Annotated in this window: 19 protein-coding genes and 1 riboswitch; of the genes, 10 read left to right on the forward strand and 9 right to left on the reverse strand. The window is 71.2% G+C overall.

What is annotated here, in order from left to right; genetic code table 11:
- The first annotated feature begins 376 nt into the window (after positions 1-376).
- Positions 377-880, forward strand: coding sequence for an RICIN domain-containing protein (locus tag ABD987_RS00820; RefSeq protein WP_345385707.1), 504 nt, complete (start codon positions 377-379; stop codon positions 878-880).
- Positions 881-941: 61 nt separating this feature from the next.
- Positions 942-1,547 carry a GNAT family N-acetyltransferase gene (locus tag ABD987_RS00825; RefSeq protein WP_345385709.1) on the forward strand — a complete coding sequence of 202 codons (606 nt, stop codon included), beginning with the start codon at positions 942-944 and terminating at the stop codon, positions 1,545-1,547.
- A 17-nt stretch (positions 1,548-1,564) separates the two neighbouring features.
- Here ABD987_RS00825 and ABD987_RS00830 read toward each other — a convergent pair whose 3' ends face one another.
- Complete coding sequence (locus tag ABD987_RS00830) at positions 1,565-2,227, reverse strand: GDSL-type esterase/lipase family protein (RefSeq protein WP_345385712.1); 663 nt, start codon at positions 2,225-2,227, stop codon at positions 1,565-1,567.
- A gap of 180 nt (positions 2,228-2,407) precedes the next feature.
- Between ABD987_RS00830 and ABD987_RS00835 the strand changes: the two genes are divergently transcribed.
- Positions 2,408-3,175, forward strand: coding sequence for a PIG-L deacetylase family protein (locus ABD987_RS00835; RefSeq protein WP_345385714.1), 768 nt, complete (start codon positions 2,408-2,410; stop codon positions 3,173-3,175).
- Positions 3,176-3,229: 54 nt separating this feature from the next.
- Entirely contained in the window at positions 3,230-3,691 is a 462-nt protein-coding gene (locus ABD987_RS00840) for a DUF7878 domain-containing protein (RefSeq protein ID WP_345385716.1), read from the forward strand.
- A gap of 116 nt (positions 3,692-3,807) precedes the next feature.
- Here the strand turns inward: ABD987_RS00840 and ABD987_RS00845 are convergent, their stop codons facing one another.
- On the reverse strand, positions 3,808-4,257 hold the full coding sequence (locus ABD987_RS00845; RefSeq protein WP_345385718.1) for a carboxymuconolactone decarboxylase family protein: 450 nt from the start codon (positions 4,255-4,257) through the stop codon (positions 3,808-3,810).
- An 83-nt stretch (positions 4,258-4,340) separates the two neighbouring features.
- Here ABD987_RS00845 and ABD987_RS00850 point away from each other — a divergent pair, with 83 nt between their 5' ends.
- Complete coding sequence (locus tag ABD987_RS00850) at positions 4,341-5,210, forward strand: sigma-70 family RNA polymerase sigma factor (RefSeq protein ID WP_345385720.1); 870 nt, start codon at positions 4,341-4,343, stop codon at positions 5,208-5,210.
- A gap of 84 nt (positions 5,211-5,294) precedes the next feature.
- Here ABD987_RS00850 and metH read toward each other — a convergent pair whose 3' ends face one another.
- Complete coding sequence (gene metH / locus ABD987_RS00855) at positions 5,295-8,912, reverse strand: methionine synthase (RefSeq protein WP_345385722.1); 3,618 nt, start codon at positions 8,910-8,912, stop codon at positions 5,295-5,297.
- Between the two features lie 14 nt (positions 8,913-8,926).
- A riboswitch (S-adenosyl-L-homocysteine riboswitch) is annotated at positions 8,927-9,004 on the reverse strand.
- A gap of 266 nt (positions 9,005-9,270) precedes the next feature.
- Between metH and ABD987_RS00860 the strand changes: the two genes are divergently transcribed.
- Positions 9,271-9,729: a hypothetical protein gene (locus ABD987_RS00860; protein WP_345385724.1), complete on the forward strand. Its 459-nt coding sequence runs from the start codon at positions 9,271-9,273 to the stop codon at positions 9,727-9,729.
- A gap of 50 nt (positions 9,730-9,779) precedes the next feature.
- Here the strand turns inward: ABD987_RS00860 and ABD987_RS00865 are convergent, their stop codons facing one another.
- Positions 9,780-10,355 (reverse strand): TetR/AcrR family transcriptional regulator, encoded by a 576-nt coding sequence (locus tag ABD987_RS00865; protein ID WP_345385726.1) that lies wholly within the window; start codon positions 10,353-10,355, stop codon positions 9,780-9,782.
- Between the two features lie 70 nt (positions 10,356-10,425).
- Here ABD987_RS00865 and ABD987_RS00870 point away from each other — a divergent pair, with 70 nt between their 5' ends.
- Both ABD987_RS00870 and ABD987_RS00875 read left to right on the forward strand, forming a co-directional pair.
- Positions 10,426-10,920 (forward strand): FBP domain-containing protein, encoded by a 495-nt coding sequence (locus ABD987_RS00870; RefSeq protein WP_345385728.1) that lies wholly within the window; start codon positions 10,426-10,428, stop codon positions 10,918-10,920.
- Entirely contained in the window at positions 10,917-12,068 is a 1,152-nt protein-coding gene (locus ABD987_RS00875) for a GDSL-type esterase/lipase family protein (RefSeq protein WP_345385730.1), read from the forward strand. Before ABD987_RS00870 ends, ABD987_RS00875 begins: the two co-directional genes overlap by 4 nt.
- Positions 12,069-12,162: 94 nt before the next feature.
- Here ABD987_RS00875 and ABD987_RS00880 read toward each other — a convergent pair whose 3' ends face one another.
- The 4 genes from ABD987_RS00880 to ABD987_RS00895 form a co-directional block, all read right to left on the reverse strand.
- Positions 12,163-12,894, reverse strand: coding sequence for a S1 family peptidase (locus ABD987_RS00880; protein WP_345385732.1), 732 nt, complete (start codon positions 12,892-12,894; stop codon positions 12,163-12,165).
- A gap of 353 nt (positions 12,895-13,247) precedes the next feature.
- A complete protein-coding gene (locus ABD987_RS00885; RefSeq protein ID WP_345385734.1) occupies positions 13,248-14,384 on the reverse strand; it encodes a phosphatidylinositol-specific phospholipase C1-like protein in 1,137 nt (378 codons plus the stop codon).
- A gap of 203 nt (positions 14,385-14,587) precedes the next feature.
- On the reverse strand, positions 14,588-15,823 hold the full coding sequence (locus ABD987_RS00890; RefSeq protein WP_345385736.1) for a glycoside hydrolase family 18 protein: 1,236 nt from the start codon (positions 15,821-15,823) through the stop codon (positions 14,588-14,590).
- A gap of 136 nt (positions 15,824-15,959) precedes the next feature.
- Entirely contained in the window at positions 15,960-17,549 is a 1,590-nt protein-coding gene (locus ABD987_RS00895) for a PucR family transcriptional regulator (protein WP_345385738.1), read from the reverse strand.
- A 145-nt stretch (positions 17,550-17,694) separates the two neighbouring features.
- Here ABD987_RS00895 and ABD987_RS00900 point away from each other — a divergent pair, with 145 nt between their 5' ends.
- Entirely contained in the window at positions 17,695-18,849 is a 1,155-nt protein-coding gene (locus ABD987_RS00900) for a PrnB family protein (RefSeq protein ID WP_345385740.1), read from the forward strand.
- A gap of 41 nt (positions 18,850-18,890) precedes the next feature.
- Positions 18,891-20,135: a kynureninase gene (gene kynU, locus ABD987_RS00905; RefSeq protein ID WP_345385742.1), complete on the forward strand. Its 1,245-nt coding sequence runs from the start codon at positions 18,891-18,893 to the stop codon at positions 20,133-20,135.
- A gap of 28 nt (positions 20,136-20,163) precedes the next feature.
- Here kynU and ABD987_RS00910 read toward each other — a convergent pair whose 3' ends face one another.
- Positions 20,164-20,835 carry a winged helix-turn-helix domain-containing protein gene (locus ABD987_RS00910; RefSeq protein ID WP_345385744.1) on the reverse strand — a complete coding sequence of 224 codons (672 nt, stop codon included), beginning with the start codon at positions 20,833-20,835 and terminating at the stop codon, positions 20,164-20,166.
- Between the last annotated feature and the right edge of the window lies 1 nt (position 20,836).

Raw genomic sequence — 20,836 nt, forward strand, 5'->3', positions numbered from 1 at the left:
CGTCCGGTACCGGTGTCGGCACAATCAGCGAGCGTAGCCTTCGCACGAGGGCGAGGGGAACCCTTCGGAACTGTTCGCTCGCCAACCGGTCGGGCCCGCGCACACCACCGCGATGACCAGGTCGAGAAGGTGCCGTTCACGACACCTTCTCGTCCGTAAAACCTTGGCGGAGTAACGAAAGCCCGCCACGAATCGTCCGCATGCAGGCTGTTCGCACCGGTATCGCCGTTTATGCTTGGCCCTTCGGCGAAAATCGGTGGCACGACGCCACGACCGCCGCATTCCGGTGATTCCACAAAAGTGAGTTTTCTTCCGCGCGACCAAGGAAAATCGGTGCGATCGCGAGGTATCGCCCGTGCAGGAGGGTGGCTACGAAATGGTCGGATTCCTACGCCGTGTTTCGATGGTGCTGGGCGCGGCGGCACTTTCGCTCGGCGGTGTTCCCGCCGTGGCGCAGGCCAGGCAGGCGGGCCCGTTCTCGATCGCCGCCCGGCACAGCGGACTGTGCCTGGAGGTGGACCACGGCAGACTGGACCCGGGAACACGGGTCCTGCAGTGGAACTGCCACCGCGGCCAGCACCAGCTGTGGCGGATCAACGACCTGGGCAACGGCTACGTTCAGCTGGTCGTGGAGCACAGCGCGCAGTGCCTGGAGGTGGACAACGCCGGTGGGCCGGGCGCCTACGTCCTCCAGTGGCCCTGCCACGGCGGTACGCACCAGCAGTGGCGCCGGAGCGACCTGCCCGGCGGCTTCCACCGGTTCATGGCGAGGCACAGCGGTCTGTGTCTCGAGGTCGAGGCCGCGAACCTGCCACCGGGTTCCTGGGTGCTCACCTGGCACTGCCACGACGGCGCCCACCAGCAGTGGAGCATCAGGTAGCCCTCCGGCCGGGCGGGCCACCGCAGGATAATCCGGTTGCCGCCGCTGCGACGATCGGTGCATGACCCAGCCCGTACTGCACACGCCGAGGCTGACGCTCGTGCCGCTGGCCGACGAGCATCTCGACCTGGAGGTCGAACTCGACTCCGACCCCGAGGTGATGCGCTATCTCGGTGGCCGCGCCGCCACCCGCGCCGAGGTCGAAACCGCGCACCGCCGCCGCATCGCCGCCGCGCTCGAAGTACCCGGGCTCGGCCTGTGGGCCGGCTTCGCCGAGGACGGGTTCGTCGGCTGGTGGCTGCTGAGGCCGCCGCACGGCCCGGATCAGCCGAAGGTGGACGGCGAGGCGGATCTCGGCTTCCGGCTGCTGCGCCGCCGGTGGCGTCGCGGGTACGCCACCGAGGGCGCGCGGGAACTCCTCCGGTACGGCTTCGCCGATCTCGGACTCGACCGCGTCTTCGCGCAGACACTCGCCGTCAACACCGCGTCGCGAGCCACCATGTCCGCCGCCGGGCTCACCTACGTCCGGGCCTTCCCGTGCTCCGGCGGCGACGAGGACGCGGTACCCGGCGTCACGCAGGGCGAGGTCGAGTACGAGATCACCCGGGCCACGTGGCAGAAGACGGCGCCCGATTCCGTACGCCACGACCGAACATCCCGCACCTGACCCCGTTTCCCCCGGCGTCAGGCGACCACCCCCAGCCAGGCTTCCGCGAGCGCGGCGTGGCCCGCCGCGGTCGGATGCACGCCGTCCGCCGACCAGTGCTCCGCTCCGGTGGTCGCGGCGAGTTCGGTGAACATGCCGTCCGCGGCGATCAGCTGGGCGCCGTACCTGTCGGCGAGGTCCCGCACGGCCTGGATCTTCGGGTCCAGGTCGGCGCGCCACGCGCGTCGCTCCTTTTCCCCGACGAACGTGGGGCCTGCCTCGACGACGCCGTGGATCGGCAGCAGAAACGGTTCGATGAGGATCAGCTCCGTGCCCGCCGCGGCGAGCGGCGCGAGCAGACGATCGTACCCCGCCGCGAACTCCGCCGCGGGAATCACGCGCCCCTCCGGGTCCAGCGTGTGCCAGCCCATGTCGTTGGCCCCGACGAGGATCGACACCACGTCCGGACGCGCGTCGAGCACGTCGGTCTGCCAGCGGGCTTCGAGGTCCATCACCTTGTCACCGGCGTTCGCGGTGTTCAGCCAGGTCATCGGACGGTCGGGGTGCCGGAAGCACCACTCGCCCGCGATCCGCTGCGGGTAGCCGCAGCCGGCGGGGTCCTCCTCGGCCAGGTGCCGGCGGTCGGTGATCGAATCGCCGGTGAACAGCACGGTGCTTCCCGGGCGGAGAGTGATCGTCATCTGCCTTTTCCTTTGCTACTGCCGAAACTCGCGCCGCGACGACCCGGTTTCGGGGCCGGGTGCCCGGCACACGCAGAGCTTGACGCGGGCCGATCACAGGGAACGCACACGACACTGACACCGGCCTGGTGCGTCCTCGGCGCGTTCGACGGGCGGACGACGGGGCCCGCGTGCGGCAGGATGGCCGCCATGACACTGCCTGCCCTCCCCGAGGAATCCTTCCGGCGCGTGCTCTGCGTCGTCGCGCACCCCGACGACATGGAGTACGGCGCGTCCGCGGCCGTCGCTCGCTGGACCGCGCGGGGCATCGAGGTCGGCTATCTCCTGCTCACCCGCGGCGAAGCGGGCATGCCGAACCCTCCCGAGGAGACGGCTCGCCTGCGTGTCGACGAGCAGCGGGCCGCCTGCGCTGTCGTCGGCGTCGACCGCCTGACCGTCCTCGACCATCCGGACGGTGTGCTCGTCTACGGCCTGGACCTGCGCCGGGACATCTGCCGGGAGATCCGCCGGTTCAAGCCCGACGTCGTCCTCGGCACCGGCTACGAGATCGAGACGCCCTACGGCTTCGACCAGGCCGACCACCGCGCGGCCGGGCTCGCGACGCTCGACGCGCTGCGCGACGCGGGCAACCGGTGGGTCTTCCCCGAGCAGATCGGCGACGAGGGCCTCGAACCGCACTCAGCCCGCTGGTTCATCGTCCCCGGGCTCGCCGGCTCCGCGACCCACGGTGTCGAGGTCACGGGTGAGCCGCTGCGCCGCGGCATCGCCTCGCTCGAGGCGCACGCCGCGTACCTGGCCGCCCTCCCGGACCACCCCGCCCCCGCGGACTTCATCCCGCGGTTCACCGCGATGAGCGGCAAGGCCATGGGCGTCGAGCACGCCGTCCTGTTCCGCGCCCACGACCTGCAGGCACCGCCGGAGTTCTTCACCGACGACACCCAGCACTGACGCGGTGAGTTATTGCTGGTCCGGCATTCACGCCTGCTCGGCTACGGTTCATCGGTGTTCACCTTTGACGCCCTGCATGACACCGACCTGCGTCGATACCGGGCAGTGGGGCCCTACACCCCGGCAGAGATCTGGATCCATGTCGAAGCGAGTTTCACCCTCGTGGATGCCGGGGACGTGGTGTACTCCGAGACGGACTTCCCCGTCGTCGCGCTGGCCACCGACCTGCACCGGTGGACCCGCCGGCCCCAGCGGGACCGAGACACCTATCTCTTCGACGATCGCTACCACAACGGCTTCACCGAGGACGGCGCGGTGCGCATCGTCGCCGCGGACGCGGGGTGGCGCGTCGGTTCGGTGTTCGCGCCCGACACCTGGACCAGAGCCATCTCGACCGAGCAACTCGATCACGCAGTCGCCGAATTCGTCTCCCAGGTGATCCACGCGTGTCGCACTCAGCTCGGTCTGGACGTGGCCGACATGATCCACGTCGGTAACCGAGGCAATTCGAAGTGACATCGGGCTTTCCCGGCGGTGTAAGGACTTCGCCCGGTGCGCCTCCTCCGCGCACGGGGCGCCATCCGGCGGGGCCACGGAGAGCCGTAGCCCCGCCGGATGACGCGCCGCCCGGCTCACCAGGTCTTACCGGCCTGCTCCCGGTTCGTGCGGTTGATGCGGTTGAAGAAGTTGGTCATCGCGATGTGCAGGGTGATCGCGGCCAGCTGCTTCTCGTCGAAGTGGGCGGCGACCTCGTCCCAGATCTCGTCGGTCACGCCCGGCGCGCCGTCCTGGATCCGGGTGGCGGCCTCGGCCAGTGCGAGCGCGGCCCGCTCCGGCTCGGTGAAGAAGGGCGTTTCCCGCCAGGTGACCACATTGTGCAGCCGCTGTTCGGTTTCCCCGCGTTTCTTCGCCGACTCGACCCCGGCGAACACACACGGGCTGCACCCGTTGATCTGGCTGGCCCGCAGGTGGACCAGCTCCAGCACGAGCGGGTCGACGCCACCGGCGTGGATCTCCTTGTGCAGGTGCTGGATCGCGGTGGTCAGGTCGGGGCTCGGCGTGCCCTTCATCCGTGCTTCCATCGGTCTTGCTCCCTCATCGGTTACCTGTGCCCCTCCGGGCCCGTCATCCCCCATGACGGAGCAGATCCGAGGAAGGTAACCACATGAGCTCGACAGACCCGATCGCCGAAGCGTTCGAAGCCCAGCGTGACCGGATGCACGCGGTCGCCCACCGCATGCTCGGCTCGCACGCGGACGCCGACGACGTGGTCCAGGAGGCGTGGCTACGACTGTCCCGCCAGGACACCGCGGCCATCGGCAACCTCGCCGGCTGGCTGACCACCGTGGTCGGCCGCATCAGCCTCGACGTGCTGCGTGCCCGCCGGGCCCGTCCCGAGGCGTCCTACGACGACCGGTTGCCCGAACTCGTCGTGACGGTCGACGACGGCCGCGCGCCGGAGGACGACGTGGCCCTCGCCGACTCCGTCGGGCTCGCGTTGCTGGCCGTCCTCGACTCGCTCGGGCCTGCCGAGCGGCTGGCGTTCGTCCTGCACGACCTGTTCGCGGTGCCGTTCGACGAGATCGGCCGGATCCTCGGCAAGTCCACCGGCGCCACCAAGATGCTCGCCAGCCGCGCCCGCCGGAAGGTGCGGGGAACGGCACACCCCGCGGCCGTCCGGCGAGAGCAGCGGGAAGTGGTCGACGCCTTCCTGACCGCAGCCCGCCACGGCGACTTCGAGGGGTTGCTGCGTGTGCTCGACCCCGAGGTCCGGTTGACCGTGGAGGGCCCCGACGGCGAGGTCGTCGTCCTCGGCGCCACCAAGGTCGCCGCCGGCGCCCGGCTGTCCGCCACCGGAGCCGTCCAGGGACGCCCGGTGCTCGTCGACGGCCTTCCCGGGATCGTGGCGTGGCGCGAGGACCACACCCCGCTCTCGGTCGTCGCGTTCACCGTCGCCGACGGCCGGATCGCCGACATCAGGATCGTCACCGATCCGGCCCGGCTCGCCGCACTGGACCTGCCGGATCCGGCATGAGCGAAGCTTGCGAGCGAATCATGGATGTCATGCGCCAAAAAGGATTGGACGCTGGCTCGCGGAGCGAGTCATTCGCATGAGGGCTCAGGCCTCCGGTTCGTAGGCGAGGTTGGGCCGCAGCCAGCGCTCGATCTCGGCGACGTCCAGGCCGCGCCGCCGCGCGTAGTCCTCGATCTGGTCCCGGCCGAGCCGTCCCACGGTGAAGTACCGCGACTCGGGATGCGCGAAGATCAGGCCGCTGACGCTGGCGGCCGGGGTCATCGCGAACGACGTCGTCAGGTCCATCCCGATCGCGTCGGCCTCCAGCAGCTCGAACAGCTGCCGCTTGAGGCTGTGGTCGGGGCTGGCCGGATAACCCAGCGCCGGGCGGATGCCGCGGAACCGCTCGGCGTGCAGGTCCTCGAGCGCCGGTTCGGCGTCGGGCTCGAACCAGTCGCGACGGGCCCGCAGGTGCAGGTACTCCGCGAACGCCTCGGCGAGCCGGTCGGCCAGCGCCTTCACCATGATCGCGCGGTAGTCGTCGTGCTCGGCCTCGTACTTCGCGGCGAGTTCCTCGGCGCCGTGGATCGCCACGGCGAAACCGCCGAGGTGATCGCCCTCGGGCGCGACGTAGTCCGAGAGGCAGCGGTTCGGCCTGCCCGCGGGCTTTTCGGTCTGCTGACGCAGCATCGGGAACTCGACGCCGTTGCCCAGCAGGATGTCGTCGCCCTTGGCGTGCGCGGGCCAGAAGGCGTAGGCACCCTCGGCCCGGAACAGTTCCTGCGCGATGATCTCGTCGAGCAGCGCGTTCCCCTCGTCGAACAGGTCCCGCGCGACCGGCTGGTCCAGGATGGCCGGGTACTTGCCCTTGAGTTCCCAGGCCAGGAAGAAGAACTGCCAGTCGATCATCTCGCGCAGTTCGGTCAGCGCGGGCCGGACGACCCGCAGCCCGGTGAACGCGGGCGTCGGCACCTCGTCGAAGGCGACCCGCTCCGGGTTCGCACGGGCCTGTTCCAGGGTGAGCAACGGGCGCTGCTGCCGGTTCGCGTGCTGCTCGCGCAGCCGTTCCTGCTCCTCGCGGTTGGCCACCGCGAGCCCTTCGGCCCGCTCGGGGTCGAGCAGGTCGGAGACGACACCCACCACCCGCGAGGCGTCGAGCACGTGCACCGTCGTCGCGTCGTAGGCCGGGGCGATCCGCACCGCGGTGTGCTGGCGCGAGGTGGTCGCGCCGCCGATCAGCAGCGGCAGCTTCAGCCCGCGCCGCTCCATTTCCGTGGCCACGTTGACCATCTCGTCCAGCGACGGGGTGATCAGCCCGGACAGCCCGACCGCGTCGGCGCCCTCGGCGACCGCGGTGTCGAGGATCTTCCCGGCCGGGACCATCACGCCGAGGTCGATCACCTGGTAGTTGTTGCAGCCCAGCACGACGCCGACGATGTTCTTGCCGATGTCGTGCACGTCGCCCTTCACCGTCGCGAGCACGACCTTCCCGCTGCCGTGGCTCGAAACGACATTCCCCGCGAGCCGCGCCTGTTCCTTTTCCTCCTCCATGAACGGTTCCAGGTAGGCGACCGACCGCTTCATCACACGGGCGCTCTTGACCACCTGCGGCAGGAACATCTTGCCCGAGCCGAACAGGTCGCCGACGATCTTCATCCCGTCCATCAGCGGGCCCTCGATCACTTCGAGCGGGCGCGCCATGGCCTGTCGCGCCTCCTCGGTGTCGGCCTCGATGAAGTCGACGATGCCGTGCACGAGCGCGTGCGAAAGCCGCTCCGCCACCGGCGCCTCGCGCCAGGACAGATCGACCTCGCGCCGCTTGCCCCTGCCGCTGACCGTCTCGGCGAAGGAGACCAGCCGGTCGGTGGCGTCGGGCCGCCGGTCGAACAGCACGTCCTCGACGAGTTCGAGCAGGTCGGCGGGGATGTCCTCGTACACCGCGAGCTGCCCGGCGTTGACGATGCCCATGTCCAGCCCGGCCTTCACCGCGTAAAAGAGGAACGCCGAGTGCATCGCCTCGCGCACGACGTTGTTGCCGCGGAAGGAAAACGAGAGGTTGGAGATGCCACCGCTGGTGTGCGCGCCGGGACAGCGCTCCTTGATCCGGGGCAGCGCCTCGATGAACGCCTTCGCGTAGCCGTTGTGCTCGGCGATGCCGGTGGCGACCGCGAGCACGTTCGGGTCGAACACGATGTCCTCGGCGGGGAAACCGACCCGCTGGGTGAGCAGGTCGTAGGCACGCGCGCAGATCTCGACCTTGCGGTCGGCGGTGTCGGCCTGGCCCTGTTCGTCGAAGGCCATGACGACCACGCCCGCGCCGTAGTCACGGATGCGGCGCGCCTGCTCCAGGAACTGCTCCTCCCCCTCCTTCAGGCTGATCGAGTTGACGATTCCCTTGCCCTGCACGCATTTGAGCCCGGCCTCCAGCACCGTCCACCGGGAGCTGTCGATCATGATCGGGATCCGGGCCACCTCGGGCTCGGTCGCGATCAGGTTCAGGAACGTCGTCATCGCCTGCTCGCTGTCGAGCAGGTCGGCGTCCATGTTGACGTCGAGCAGGTTGGCGCCGCCGCGGACCTGGTCCAGCGCGACGTCGACGGCGGCCTGATGATCGTCCGCCTCGATGAGCTTGCGGAAGCGCGCCGAACCGGTGACGTTGGTCCGCTCGCCGATCATCGCGAACCCGGTGTCCTCGCCGATCTCCCAGGGTTCGAGGCCACTGAAGCGCGTGCGGGCCGCCGGTGCCGGGACCCGCCGCGGCGCCGCGCCACGCACCGCCGCGGCGATCTCGGCGATGTGCTCGGGCGTGGTGCCGCAGCAACCGCCCACGAAGTTGACCATCCCGGCGGCGGCGAAGTCGCCGAGCAGCGCGCCCGTCTCCTTCGGGGTCTGGTCGTAGCCGCCGAACGCGTTCGGCAGGCCCGCGTTGGGGTGACAGGCGGTGTAGGTGCCCGCGATCCGGGACAGCTCGGCGATGTGCGGCCGCATCTCCTCGGCACCGAGCGAGCAGTTCACGCCGACGGCCAGCGGCGCGGCGTGTTCGATCGAGCGCCAGAACGCCTCGACGGTCTGCCCGGACAGCGTGCGCCCGCTCAGGTCGACGATCGTCACCGAGATCCACAGCGGCAGGTGCGGCGCGACGTCGCGGGCGGCCGCGATGGCCGCCTTCGCGTTGAGCGTGTCGAAAATGGTCTCGACCATCAGCAGATCGACGCCGCCGTCGGCCAGCGCCCGGACCTGCTCGGCGTAGGAGGCGTACACCTCGTCGAAGGACACCGCGCGGTACGCCGGGTCCTCGACCTTCGGGGACAGCGACAGCGTGACGTTGAGCGGCCCGATGGACCCGGCCACGAACCGCCCGCCGAACTCGTCGGCGGCCTGCCGGGCCAGCTCGGCGGCCCGCAGGTTCATCTCGCGGACCAGCGACTCCATCCCGTAGTCGGCCTGGCCGATGCTGGTGGCGGTGAAGGTGTTGGTGGTGGTGACGTCGGCACCCGCGGCGAGGTACTGGCGGTGCACGTCGAGGATCACGTCCGGCCGCGTGAGGTTGAGCAGGTCGGGGTCGCCGGTGACGTCCCGGGGATGATCGGTGAACCGGTCACCGCGGTAGTCGGCCGGGGTGAGCCCGGCGTTCTGGAGCATCGTGCCCCACGCCCCGTCCAGCACCACCACGCGCTGGTCCAGAAGCTCCCGCAATGCCGTCTCGCCGGTCGCCGCGGCCACAGCCCACCTCCCGATTCAGGGAGGCGCCCTTGCGGATGATGGTACGAGCCGAGCGTGGCGGGCCTTCGCCCGTTGCAGCGCCTCTCGGCTCGGCTACCACGATAGTGGGCGGGGCAACCCTCGCGCCAACCTTCCCACGCTTTGCGCGGCGAGTTCCCTTCTTCCACCACCCGTCCGGGTTCGCATCTCCGGCAAGCGATCATCCGGGTACTGGGAGTACCTAACGCAAACATCGTGCGCACGGCAGAATGGATGCCTTGCTGTTTCATCCTCCCGAGCGACGATGCTGCCGCCGTGACCCCTTGAATCCGGCGGACAGTTTCACGCCGTGCCCCCGCAGAACGGAGTGAAACTTGCCATGTTCGTGATCTCCACCCGGGCGATGCACCCCTGGCTCGCCGAGGTCGCCGGTAACGCCGCGACCTTCCGCCGTGCCCCGGAGGCCGACGAAGCCCATCCCGAGTACCGCCTGCCCCGCGTCTGGAGCGGGCACGGCCTGGCGATGCCGGAAGCCGACCTTCCCGGTTTCGCCGTGGCGCTGTCCGAGGTCATGAAGCTGCCGGACTACTGGATCGCGCGCGCCGAGCTGCCCGCTCCCCGGCCGGACGACGCCGACCTGTGGTCGGATCCCTGGTACGACGTCGACGACGAGTTCGTCTACATCAGCGGTCCCTGCGGCCAGGCGGGTGCCGCGCCCGGCTACCGGCCCGGCCGGGCCTTCGCGATCGCCCTGCCCCACCTCCGCGGGCTGCGGATCAGGGTCGCCGCCTACCTCCGTGCCCACCGCGAGATCCGCCCCGTCGCACCGGCACACTGATCGACCGGCGACCCACCACCGCGGCGGTGCGGGAGGTCCTGCGCGCCGCGCTAGGCCCGCGCGGACGGCCAGTTCCGCAGGACGGCGTCGAGGGCGTCCAGCGCCCGCGCCCACGACACGTCCGCCCCGCGCGAGGTGTGCCGGAACCCGCCCGCGCGCTCCAAACTCACGTAACCGTGGAACGTGCTGTGCAGCAACCGCACGGCGTCCGTCTGATCGGGCTCGGAAAGCGCGTAACCACGCAGGAGCGCCCGGGTCAGCTCCGCGTGCCTGCGCGCGGCGACCGGATCCGCCGACTCCCCGTCCAGCTCGTACCGCGTCGCGGCGTACCGCCCCGGATGTCCCTTCGCGTAGTCCCGGTAGGCGTTCGCGAAGGCCACCAGCGCGTCCTTGCCCGCCCGCCCGGCCAGCGCGTCGGCCACCTGGTCGGCGAGCTCGGTCAACGCCAGCGCCGCCACCCGCGTCCTCAGCTCCCGCACGTTCCTGATGTGCGAATACAGGCTCGCGTCCTTGACTCCGAACCCACGAGCGAGCGCCGATACCGTCACGTTCTCGAAACCGATCTCATCGGCCAGCTCCGCCGCCGCCCGTGTCAGGCGTTCGGCGGTCACCCCCGCGCGTGCCATCCATCACCCCTTCGTTCCTAGGGCATTAAACCATTTGCCTAGGGGCCCTAGGAAGGGTTAGCTTCCCCGTATGAGACCCGTAACCGAACGCGAGATCCGCGCGTCCTTCGTCAACTGCAGCAAAGGCGAGGCGAAGCGACTGGCCGTACCCCGGGATCTCGCCACCTGGCCATGGGACGACCTGGACTTCCTCGGCTGGCGGGACCCCGCCGCCCCGGACCGCGCCTACCTGGTCACCGACACCGGCGACGGACTCGTCGGCATCACCCTGCGCCGCGCCACCCCGCCCCCGGGCACCGCGCGCAGCAACCTCTGCTCACTGTGCCTGACCACCCACTCCGGTGGCGGCGTGTCGCTGCTGACCGCGCGCAAGGCGGGCAAGGAAGGACAGCAGGGCAACTCGGTCGGGTCCTACTTCTGCACCGATCTGGCCTGCTCGCTCTACCTCCGCGGCAAGAAGAAGGTCGCCTCCGGCGAACGGATCCGCGAATCCCTCACGCTCGAAGAACAGATCGACCGGGCCACCACCAAGCTCGCCGCCTTCCTCGCCAAGGTCCGCGGATGACCGGCCGGACCACCACCCGGATCGACGCCGGCCTCGTGCGCGGTGCGCTCGAACTCGAGCACACCGCGCACGGTGTGCTGCCGCACCGGCTGCCCGCGTCGGCGAGGAAGCGCTTTCCCGACGCGTATGTCGCGATGGTGGCGGCGCAGCCCACCGGCGTGCGGCTGGTCTTCCGTACCCGGGCCACGGCCATCGAACTGGACGTACTGCCCACCAAGACGACCTACCAGGGCATGCCCGCCCCGCCGGAGGGCCGGTACGCGCTGCTCGTCGACGGCCGTCCGGCGGGCACGGCGAGCGTGCCGGGCGGCACCGTCCACGTCCTCGACATGGCCACCCGGTCGGCGGTGACCCGTCCCGGGCAGCCCGGCACCGCCCGCTTCACCGGCCTGCCTCCGCGCCCCAAGGACGTCGAGATCTGGTTGCCGCACAACGAGATCACCGAGCTGATCGCCCTGCGCACCGACGCGCCGGTCGAGCCAGCGGCTGAGCGGGGAAATCGCAGGTGGCTGCATCACGGCAGTTCGATCAGCCACGGCGCCAACGCCGAACTCCCGACCGAAGCGTGGCCCGCGATCGCCGCCCGCCGGGGCGACGTGGAACTGGTCAACCTGAGCCTGCGCGGCAACTCCCTGCTCGACCCGTTCACCGCACGCGCCGTCCGGGACACGCCCGCGGACCTGATCAGCCTCAAGCTCGGCATCAACCTGGTCGGCGCCGACCTACTGCGCCCGAGGGCCTTCTCCCCCGCCGTCCACGGTTTCCTCGACACCATCCGGGACGGGCACCCCGATTCGCCGCTGCTGGTGGTGTCCCCGATCCTGTGCCCCATCCACGAGGACACACCGGGCCCCGGCACCCCAGACTTCGAGGACGGGAAGCTGGTCTTCCGGGCGACCGGCGACCCCGCCGACCCGAACCGGCTGACCCTCACCCGCATCCGCGACGAACTCGCGCGGATCGTCGGCGAGCGGAGGGCAGCGGACCCGAACCTGCACTACCTCGACGGTCTCCGGCTCTACGGCGAAGCGGACTTCGCCGAACTGCCGCTGCCCGACCGGCTCCACCCGGACACCGCCACCCACCGCCGGATCGGCGAACGCTTCGCCGACGCCGCCTTCTCCTCCGGCGGCCCGTTCGCCCCGTGACCGCTTCGGTCCATTGTGGAGCCCAGGTCCGTGAAGGCCTCCTTCACAGCGTTGAGCGCTGTGAAGGAGGCCTTCACGGACCGGTGTCGGAGACTCACACGCCCGCGACGGACCGGATCCAGTCGCGGTAGCGGGTGATGTTGGTGTAGGCGGTGGTGGTGGAGCGGTCGCTCGTGGAGGCGACGCCGACCTGCTTGCCGGAGGCGAACATCGGGCCGCCGGAGTCGCCGCCGGCGGTGATGCCGTCGCCGCGGCGCGCACAGACCGCCACGCCACCGGCGTAGTCGGAACAGTTCACCGAGGTGACGCTCACGTTGGCGTACTTGAGGTACTGCGACTGGCAGTTGATCTCCTGGCCGCAGCGGCTGGTGGCGCCCCAGCCGTAGACCTGCACCGACTGCCCCACGCGCACGTCGGAGGACTGGCCGAGCGGCGAGTAGGTGGCGTTCACCGAGCTGGTCAGCTTCACGATCGCGAGGTCGGCCGAGGGACTCCGGGTGATGGTGGAGCCGGTGGCCATGGTGCCGCCGGAGGTCTGGTCGAGGCTGCCGATCCGGAAGGTGTAGGTGCCCGAACCGCTCACGCAGTGCTTGGCGGTCAGGATGTACTGCGGCGCGATGATGGTCGACGTGCAGGTCTGCCTGCCGTTGACGAACAGCCGGGCGGCCCACGGGCCGCTGCCCGCCCGGCTGCCACCGATGATCATCGGCTCCGCGGCGGCGGGATCGCCCGCCGGGGCGGTGGCCGCGGCGGCGACCGGGGTGGCGACTCCGGCCAGGGCGAGGGCAGCACCGGCCACGGCGAGCCCGAGTCTGATCAGACGCATTTCTCATCTCGATTCCGCGGCGAGAAAGCCGCACGGGGGAACGGAGTGAGGAAAAGCATCACTCCCCCGCGAGCCGGGACGGTACCGACGAAGGTCGCAAAACGGTCAAGGACACGACGTTCGTCGGATGCCGCCCCGACACGTCCACAGTGGACAGTGGAGAGCGCGAGCGGTCGCGGACACGGCGTCGTCCGGTACCGCCATCCGGAGTAAGTCGTTCCGGCCGATGGGGCACCGGGGGTCGGGATCCGCTGGTATTCCTTTGTGGACAGAACGGGTTTCGCGTGACGGAAGGCGGAACTCGCGTGATCGAGGGGCGAACTCGCGTGATCAGACGGCGATCTCGCGTGGTTTCAGAGGGCGGGCGGGAGCAGGCACGGCCAGGACGCGGTGACCGGGTCGCAGCGGACCGGCCGCCTGCCGGGCAGCTCGACGACGTAGTCGCTGCCGTGGCGGGCCGCCATGCCCGGCGCCGGGAAGTCGGTGCTGACCAGCTGCGCGCCGCTGGCGAAGGCCGCGTCGCGGCGGGTGGTGTCCCCGGAGACCGCCTGGGCGAACGGTTCGTCGGCCCTGGTACGGACCAGGTAGCCACGGCGCACCCAGTCCTGGATCTTCGCGAGGTTCGGCCCGGTCGGGTCGTTCTCCTCCAGGAACGCCGCGTCCGGACGGCCCGGCGCCGAGTCGGTGAACAGCACCCGGCCCTCCAGGTTCGGCCGCCCGGCGAGGTAGGGCGCCTGCTGGGCCTGGTCCTTGTTGTCCATCAGGAAGAGGAACTTCCCCCGGGACTCGGTGACACCGGGCCAGCCGTGGCGCAGCACGGACTGTTCCAGCGTCAGTCCCGGCCGGCGGACGGTGTCGGGCGTGATCAGCCGGTCCGGCGGGAACACCGAGCGGATCTCGCGGTCGAGATCGTCGAAGCGCCGGGCGTCCCACGGCGGGCTGACCGGCCCGCCGCGCCGTTCCATCGCCGGGTCGGTCCGCTTGAGTTCGAGCAGCACGACGATCGGCGCGTGCCCGCGGTTCGTGTCCGACCAGCCCTTGGCCTGGGACAGGCAGGAACGCAGGGTCGCGCACGAGGTCCCGTAGTCGTGGTCGGCCCAGTGCATGACCTTCAGCCCCGGCGCGGCCATCGCCGGATCGGTGAGTGGGCCGAGCCCGGCGTCGGCGCGGATCAGCGGCCGGGTGTAGAGCCCGCGCTCCGGATCGTCGGGCATGACGTCCAGTTCGAGCTGACGCACCGACTGCTGCCCGAGCTGCACCGGGAGCGAGGCGTGGGAATACCACAGGTTGTCCTTCTCGCCCTGGAGAACCTTTTCGGCGAAGGACAGTTCGCGGTGGTAGCTGTTGTGGGTACCGACCAGCTGCACCTGGTTCAGCCGTGTCCCCCACGCCGGACGGGGCGCCGAGTGCGCGGGTGCGGAGCCGACCGCGCCGGCGCCGACGAGCACGGCCGCCGCCAGCGCGGCACAGGACAGTTTGGCGGACACCATGGTTCTCCCCAGGAAGCGATTCGCGACGCCCTCACCCTGTCGGCCGTCCGTGAGCACCGGACGACCGGACGGCGAAGAGCAGGGGAACGCTCGGCGTCAGAAAGCGCTTTCCAGTCTCCTGGCTCCGCGGTCCGTGAATGCCACATTGAGGGACTCAGAGTCCCTCAATGTGGCATTCACGGACCTCTTGGCGGGGAGCTACGTCAGCGGTCGAGCCAGGGGCCGGTCATCGCGGCGAGGAGGCTGTGCTGCGGGTCGTCGAGGCCGATCTCCCACATCATCATGCCCTGCAGGCCGTTGTTCCTGGCGAACCGCGAACGGTCCTGGATCGAGCGCGGGTTCGCGAAGTTGACCCAGGTCTTCGTCTTCGCGTTCCACAGGTACGGCGAGCGGACGACCGGGTCCCAGCCCTGGACGAAGTCGGGGTTGCCGATCCACTTCGGCCCGACCAGGTCCTTGTAGTTGAGGAACTCGGTCGCGGTGTAGGGCTGGTACAGCCCGCCGTTCTTGTCGGAGGTGACGGTGTAGGACCGGCCGTAGAACGGCACGCCCAGCACGATCTTGTGCTCCGGCACCCCGTGCGCCTTCATGTACTCCAGCGCGCCGGTGTCGTTGTTGTACTTGTCGTTCGGGTCGTCGGGGCGCTTCACCAGCGGGTCGTTGAAGCACGAGACCGTCGCGTACCCGGTGCACAGGTCGTAGGTCATCAGGTTGAAGATGTCCACGAGCCTGCCGACGGTCCTGAGGTCGAAGCTCTTCGACTGGTCGTACGGGGCACCGCCCTTGCCGGTGCCGTCGTCCTGGCGGCGGCCCGCCGGGACGTCGATCGAGAGCTTCATCGGCTGGCGCCTGCCCACCTGGTGCGCGTACCGGTTCATCTGCTGCCGGAACTCGACCAGCAGGTGGTTGAGGTTCTCCTTGTCCGCGGGCGAGGAGCCGATCTCGGGCAGGCCGCCGTAGACCGGGAACTCCCAGTCGACGTCGAGCCCGTCCACGAGACCGGCCGGGAACGAGCGCACCCAGTTGTCGACGCAGGAGGACACGAACGCGCGGCGGCTTTCGGCGGTCGCGGCGCCCGCGCTGAAGCCCGGCGCGGCCCAGCCGCCGATGGAGACCAGCACGGTCAGGCCGGGGTGGGTGCGTTTCACCGCCTGCAGGCTCAAGATGTCGTTGCGCTGCTTGTCGTTCGGTTTGTCGCAGTGCCCGCCCGCCGGTGACGCGAAGAAGTAGCTGATGGTGTTGACCATCTCCCACGGCACCTGATCGGCCGAGGGGGAACCGCCCCAGAACGCTTCGAGCACCGGCTGCTTGCGTGCCGCCGTCTCCGCGGCGGCGTCCGCTTCCGCGCTCGCCGACGCCGGGACCAGCGACAGGACCGTCAACACGGCCGCGCCGAACGCGATCCCGGCCCGCCGCGCACGCCCCCAGGTGAGTTTCATGCGGTGACCTTCCTGAAAAACACGTGATGAATGGTTTGGACCAATACCCGTCCATGTCTAACGCGCGGGAAGCCAAAAGTAAAGATTCCGTAGCCGGGAAACCACGTGCCGCGCCCGGATTCGTTCGGCCGGGCGGTCAGTGCCCGCGCAGCCCCCGGATCCGGAACTCGAGCTCGGCGAGGAACCGCGCGTCGGGGTCCGTCGCGTCGAAACCGGTGAGCTCCCGGATGCGGCGCAACCGGTTCCGGAAGGTGTTGGGGTGCACGTGGATCCGCTCCGCCGCGCGCTTCACGTCGCCGAAGAGGTCCAGATAGGCGCGGAGTGTCGGCACGAGTTCCGTGTGCTGCTCGGCGTCGTGCCCGGCGAGCAGGTCGACCGGGCCGCGCAGGCGGTGCCCCGCGCGGGCCAGCGCCCGCGCCGCCGACGACACCGCGAACGTGGTCTGGACATCGGCGAACGCGGCCACCGGCGGCCCGGCCAGCCGGTCGGCCAGCACGCGCAGCACCAGATCGGCCTCGTCCTTCGCGGCGGGCACCTCGTCGGGGGTCGACGCGACGCCGCCGACCGCCAGCACGAGGTCGCGGCCCCGCCCGGCGCGCCGCGCGAAGCCCTCCGCGAGCCGCCTCGTCCCGGCGAGCGCGGCGGCCGCGGACAGCGAAGGCGGCCAGGGCAGCAGCGCGTAGGCCGCGTCGCCGTCGAACGTGGTGACCGCGCGGGGATGACCGATCGTCAGGTGCAGGGCCAGCGGGCCGAGCAGCCCGCGGCGTCCGGCCCAGTCCCCCTCCGGCCCGCCCCCGGTCGCGAGCCGCGCCGCCAGCACGGTCAGTTTCGCGGTCCGGACACCGAGCCGCCGCGCCGCGCCGTCCGCGTCCTCCCCGCGCAGCAGCGCCGAGACCAGGTCGGCCACGACCGGCCGGTCCGCCCCGCTCCCGGCGCCGCGCCCGCGCAGGAAGGAGGCGACCGCCCCGGAGACGGCGGCGAAGTCGGCACTGCGTTCGGGCCCGAACGGCTCACCGGCCGTCGTCGCCCAGAGATAGCCGAGGAGTTCGCCGCCGAAGCGGACCGCGACCGCCATCCTCGGCTTCGCGTGCGCCGACGCGGGCCCGAGGAACAGCGGCTCGTCCGACGCGGCCAGCCGGGCGAAGTCGCCGCGGGCCTCCAGCGCCTCCACGAGCCAGCCGGGCGCCCGCCGTTCGAGGATGCCCGTCACCCGCTCCTCGTCGGCCTCGTCCTGGCCGCCCGACCAGGCGAGGACCGCGAGGGCGGTGTCCTCCAGCACGAGCGGGGCGTCCAGCAGCACGGAAGCCGCGTCCAGCAGGGCGAACAGGTCCTCGGCCCGCGGGGTGTGCCCGGTGCCGGGCGACCACGCGGCGGCGACGGCGCGCACGTCGTCCGCCAGCCGCGTCCAGTCGGCTCCCACCGCCAGTTCGAACACCGCCGTGCCGTGGTCCCGCGCCGCGCGGAGCACCGCCTCGGACGCCGGGACCGGGGCCCGGCAGACGATCGCCGGATGCCCGGCGGCGGCCACCGCTCCGAGCAGGTCCGGCAGCTCCCCCGCCGTGACGCCGGGCGCCAGCAGCAGACTGCCCGGCCGCGACGGCCCCGCCGGATCGTGGATGGTCACCTCGCGGATCGCCCGCCCGGCACCGCCGTCGGCGACGAGGCGGAGCACCGAACCGCCCAGCGCGCCGGCCAGCTCGGCCGCCGTCGGGTGCGCTGCGGACACGGCACTCCTCGTTCCCACCATCCGGACAGGGCTGTGCCGATCACACTGCCACATCCGCCGACACTGTGCGGACGCCCGTTCCCGCGCGGCACCACGGCGGTGATGCTGGGAACGGACGGCACGGGTGCGGACGAAAGGACCATCGATGCCCGAAACGATCGCGGTGCCCGTCGCGACGGACCTCGCGACCTACGACATCGACGCCGGGCGCGGGTTCGTGCCGGGCACCGATCCGGTGCCCGCGCTCGCGCCGCGCTACCGGCCGTGGGAGCGGCTCGCCGCGGACCTCGGCGCGCTGCTGATGACCGGCAGGCTGCGGGCCGCGGTAGCCGCGCTGCCGGAGCTGCCGACCGAGCACCTCGACGGCCCCGGCGAACGCGAACGCGCGTTCCTCCTGCTCTCCTGCCTCGGCAACGCCTACATGTGGGCGGAACCCGTTGCCGCCGAACGGTTTCCAGCCGCGCTGGCCGTGCCGTGGTGCCGGCTGGCCGAGGAGCTCGGCCGCCCGCCGATCCTCGCGCACTCCTCGATCGTGCTCACCAACTGGCGGCGCCTCGTCCCGGACGAACCGCTGAGCCTGACCAACATCGACACCGCCGTGACCTTTCTCGGCGGGGTCGACGAGAAGTGGTTCTACCTGGCCACGGTCGGCGTCGAGCTGGCCGGGGCGCCCGCGCTGCCGCTGCTGGCCGCCGCGCAGCACGCGGTCGCGGCCGACGACGCGGACCGCCTCACCGCGGCGCTGCGCGCGCTCGAACCGGTCCTCGCCGCGACCACCCGGGCGTTCCTCGACGTCGAGCGCTGGTGCGATCCCCATGTCTTCTACCACCGGGTCCGGCCGTTCCTCGCCGGCTGGCCCGCGCCGGGTGTCGTCTACGAAGGCGTCTGGGACCACCCCAGGGTGTTCACCGGCGCGAGCGCCGCGCAGAGTTCCCTCATCCAGGCCTTCGACGCCGGGCTGGGCGTTCCGCACCCGCACGAGCGGACCGGCGGGTTCCTGCGCGGGATGCGCGCGCACATGCCGCTGCCGCACCGCAGGTTCCTCGCCGACCTCGAAGCGGGCCCCTCGGTGCACGACTACGCCGCGCGCCGCCCCGACCGTCCACAGTTGACGGACGCGTACAACGCCTGCGTGCGCGCGGTGAGCGAGCTGCGGGCGCGGCACCTCGGGCTCACCGGCCGCTACATCGGCCGGTTCGAGCGGTCCGGCGCCGCGAAGGGCACCGGCGGCACCGACTTCGTGCGGCTGCTCGTGCAGGCCCGCGAGGAGACCCGCGCCAGGGAACTGGGCGGGCCGTGACGTATACCGGGCATACGCACCACCGCGTCGAAAGGGAGAACATGACCACCACCGTCCGGCCGGAGGCCCTGGCCGCACTCGACGCGGCCGACCCACTCGCCGCGTTCCGCGACCGGTTCCACCTGCCACGCGACGTCGTCTACCTGGTCGGAAACTCGCTGGGCGCGCTTCCGGAGGCGGCGCGGGCGCGGGTCGCCGAGGTCGTCGACCGGGAATGGGGCGACGGGCTGGTCGGCAGCTGGAACACCGCGGGCTGGTTCGACAAGCCCCGCGACGTCGGCGAACTGCTCGCCCCGCTGATCGGCGCCGCGCCGGGGCAGGTGCTCGTCTGCGACACCACCTCGCTCAACCTCTACAAGGCCCTCTTCGCCGCGCTCGCGCTGCGACCGGGCCGCGAAGTCGTGGTGGCCGAGGCGCACGCCTTCCCGACCGACCTGTACATGATCGAGGGCGCGCTCGGAACACGCGAAGGCCATCGGACGCGGCTGATCGGCCGCGACGCCCCCGATCTGGCGAGCGCGCTCAACGAGGACGTCGCCGTCGTGGTGCTCAGCCACGTCGACTACCGCACCGGCGCGCTGACCGACCTCGCCGAGGCGACCCGGCAGGCGCGAGCACACGGGGCGCTGGTGATCTGGGACCTCTGCCACAGCGTCGGCGCGCTGCCGGTGGACCTCGACGCGGCAGGCGCGGACTTCGCGGTCGGGTGCACCTACAAGTACCTCAACGGCGGGCCCGGCTCACCCGCGTTCGTGTACGTCGCCCGGCGGCACCAGGAGGCCGCGCGGCAGCCGCTTTCCGGCTGGCACGGGCATCGCGCGCCGTTCGAGTTCGCCGTCGGCTACGAGCCCGCCGCCGGGATCGACCGCTTCCGGACGAGCACCCCGCAGGTGCTGTCCTACGCGCCGCTGGAGGCGAGTCTCGGGATGTGGCGGGAGGTCGATCTCGGTCAGGTGCGGGCCAAGAGCCTCGCGCTGACCGGGCTGTTCATGGACCTGGTCGAATCCCGGCTCGGCGCGGCCGGGGTCGAGGTGGTGACGCCGAGGGACGAGCGGCGCGGCAGCCACGTCGCGCTGCGGCACGAGCACAGCTACGGCATCGTCCGCGCGCTCGCCGACCGCGGGGTGCTCGGCGACTTCCGCGCGCCCGACACCATGCGCTTCGGGTTCGCCCCGCTGTACCTGCGGCACCTCGACGTGTGGAATGCCGTCGCCGCGATGGAGGAGGCCGTCGCCACCCGTGCCTGGGAACGTCCCGAATACGCGAACCGTCCGACGGTGACGTGACCGCCCGGCCGTCCCGGGTTCCCAGGGCTCAGCCGGTCATCTGGTAGCCGATCCCGCGCACGGTGTGGATCAACACCGGTTCGCGGAGCTTGCGCCGCAGCCGGGCGATCACCACGTCCAGGACGTTCGACGCGGGATCGGCCGCTTCGTCCCAGGCGTAGGAGATCAGCTCGTTGCGCGACACCGGCCTTCCCGCGGCCTGCATCAGCCGTTCCAGGACGAGATATTCCTTGCGCGTCAAGGTGAGCAGCACCCCGGCCCGCGTCACCTGGTGCCTGCCACCGTCCAGTTCGACGTCCGCGCAGCGCAGCGTCCTGGCCGGCCCCGGCCCCGGCCCGGTCGGGCCGCCGCGGCACAGGCTGCGCACCCTGGCCACCAGTTCGGGCATGGCGAACGGCTTGACCAGGTAGTCGCCGCCGCCCCGGCGCAGCCCGTCGATCCGGTCGGCCACGCTGTCGCGCGCGGTCAGGAACAGCACCGGCACCGGCCAGCCCGCGCTCCGTCGCTGGTGGACGTACCCCAGCGCGTCACCGGAGGGCAGCATCCGGTCGAACACCGCGCAGTCGTAGGCGTTCACGAACAGCGCTTCGTCGGCCGCGGGCAGATCGGCCGCGGTGTCCACCGCGAACCCGGCGCCGCGCAGCGCGGCGTCGAGCGCCACCCGCAGGTTGTCGTCGTCTTCGGTTACCAGCACCCGCACA

It is taken from the genome of Amycolatopsis samaneae (genome assembly GCF_039541975.1).
Lineage (GTDB): Bacteria > Actinomycetota > Actinomycetes > Mycobacteriales > Pseudonocardiaceae > Amycolatopsis > Amycolatopsis samaneae.

Excerpts from the sequence above, each read along its gene's own strand:
- ABD987_RS00820 (WP_345385707.1), top strand. The coding sequence starts at position 377 with ATGGTCGGATTCCTACGCCGTGTTTCGATGGTGCTGGGCGCGGCGGCA.
- ABD987_RS00825 (WP_345385709.1), top strand. The coding sequence starts at position 942 with ATGACCCAGCCCGTACTGCACACGCCGAGGCTGACGCTCGTGCCGCTG.
- ABD987_RS00830 (WP_345385712.1), bottom strand. The coding sequence starts at position 2,227 with ATGACGATCACTCTCCGCCCGGGAAGCACCGTGCTGTTCACCGGCGAT.
- ABD987_RS00835 (WP_345385714.1), top strand. The coding sequence starts at position 2,408 with ATGGCCGCCATGACACTGCCTGCCCTCCCCGAGGAATCCTTCCGGCGC.
- ABD987_RS00845 (WP_345385718.1), bottom strand. The coding sequence starts at position 4,257 with ATGGAAGCACGGATGAAGGGCACGCCGAGCCCCGACCTGACCACCGCG.
- ABD987_RS00850 (WP_345385720.1), top strand. The coding sequence starts at position 4,341 with ATGAGCTCGACAGACCCGATCGCCGAAGCGTTCGAAGCCCAGCGTGAC.
- ABD987_RS00860 (WP_345385724.1), top strand. The coding sequence starts at position 9,271 with ATGTTCGTGATCTCCACCCGGGCGATGCACCCCTGGCTCGCCGAGGTC.
- ABD987_RS00865 (WP_345385726.1), bottom strand. The coding sequence starts at position 10,355 with ATGGCACGCGCGGGGGTGACCGCCGAACGCCTGACACGGGCGGCGGCG.
- ABD987_RS00870 (WP_345385728.1), top strand. The coding sequence starts at position 10,426 with ATGAGACCCGTAACCGAACGCGAGATCCGCGCGTCCTTCGTCAACTGC.
- ABD987_RS00875 (WP_345385730.1), top strand. The coding sequence starts at position 10,917 with ATGACCGGCCGGACCACCACCCGGATCGACGCCGGCCTCGTGCGCGGT.
- ABD987_RS00880 (WP_345385732.1), bottom strand. The coding sequence starts at position 12,894 with ATGCGTCTGATCAGACTCGGGCTCGCCGTGGCCGGTGCTGCCCTCGCC.
- ABD987_RS00885 (WP_345385734.1), bottom strand. The coding sequence starts at position 14,384 with ATGGTGTCCGCCAAACTGTCCTGTGCCGCGCTGGCGGCGGCCGTGCTC.
- ABD987_RS00890 (WP_345385736.1), bottom strand. The coding sequence starts at position 15,823 with ATGAAACTCACCTGGGGGCGTGCGCGGCGGGCCGGGATCGCGTTCGGC.
- ABD987_RS00900 (WP_345385740.1), top strand. The coding sequence starts at position 17,695 with ATGCCCGAAACGATCGCGGTGCCCGTCGCGACGGACCTCGCGACCTAC.
- kynU (WP_345385742.1), top strand. The coding sequence starts at position 18,891 with ATGACCACCACCGTCCGGCCGGAGGCCCTGGCCGCACTCGACGCGGCC.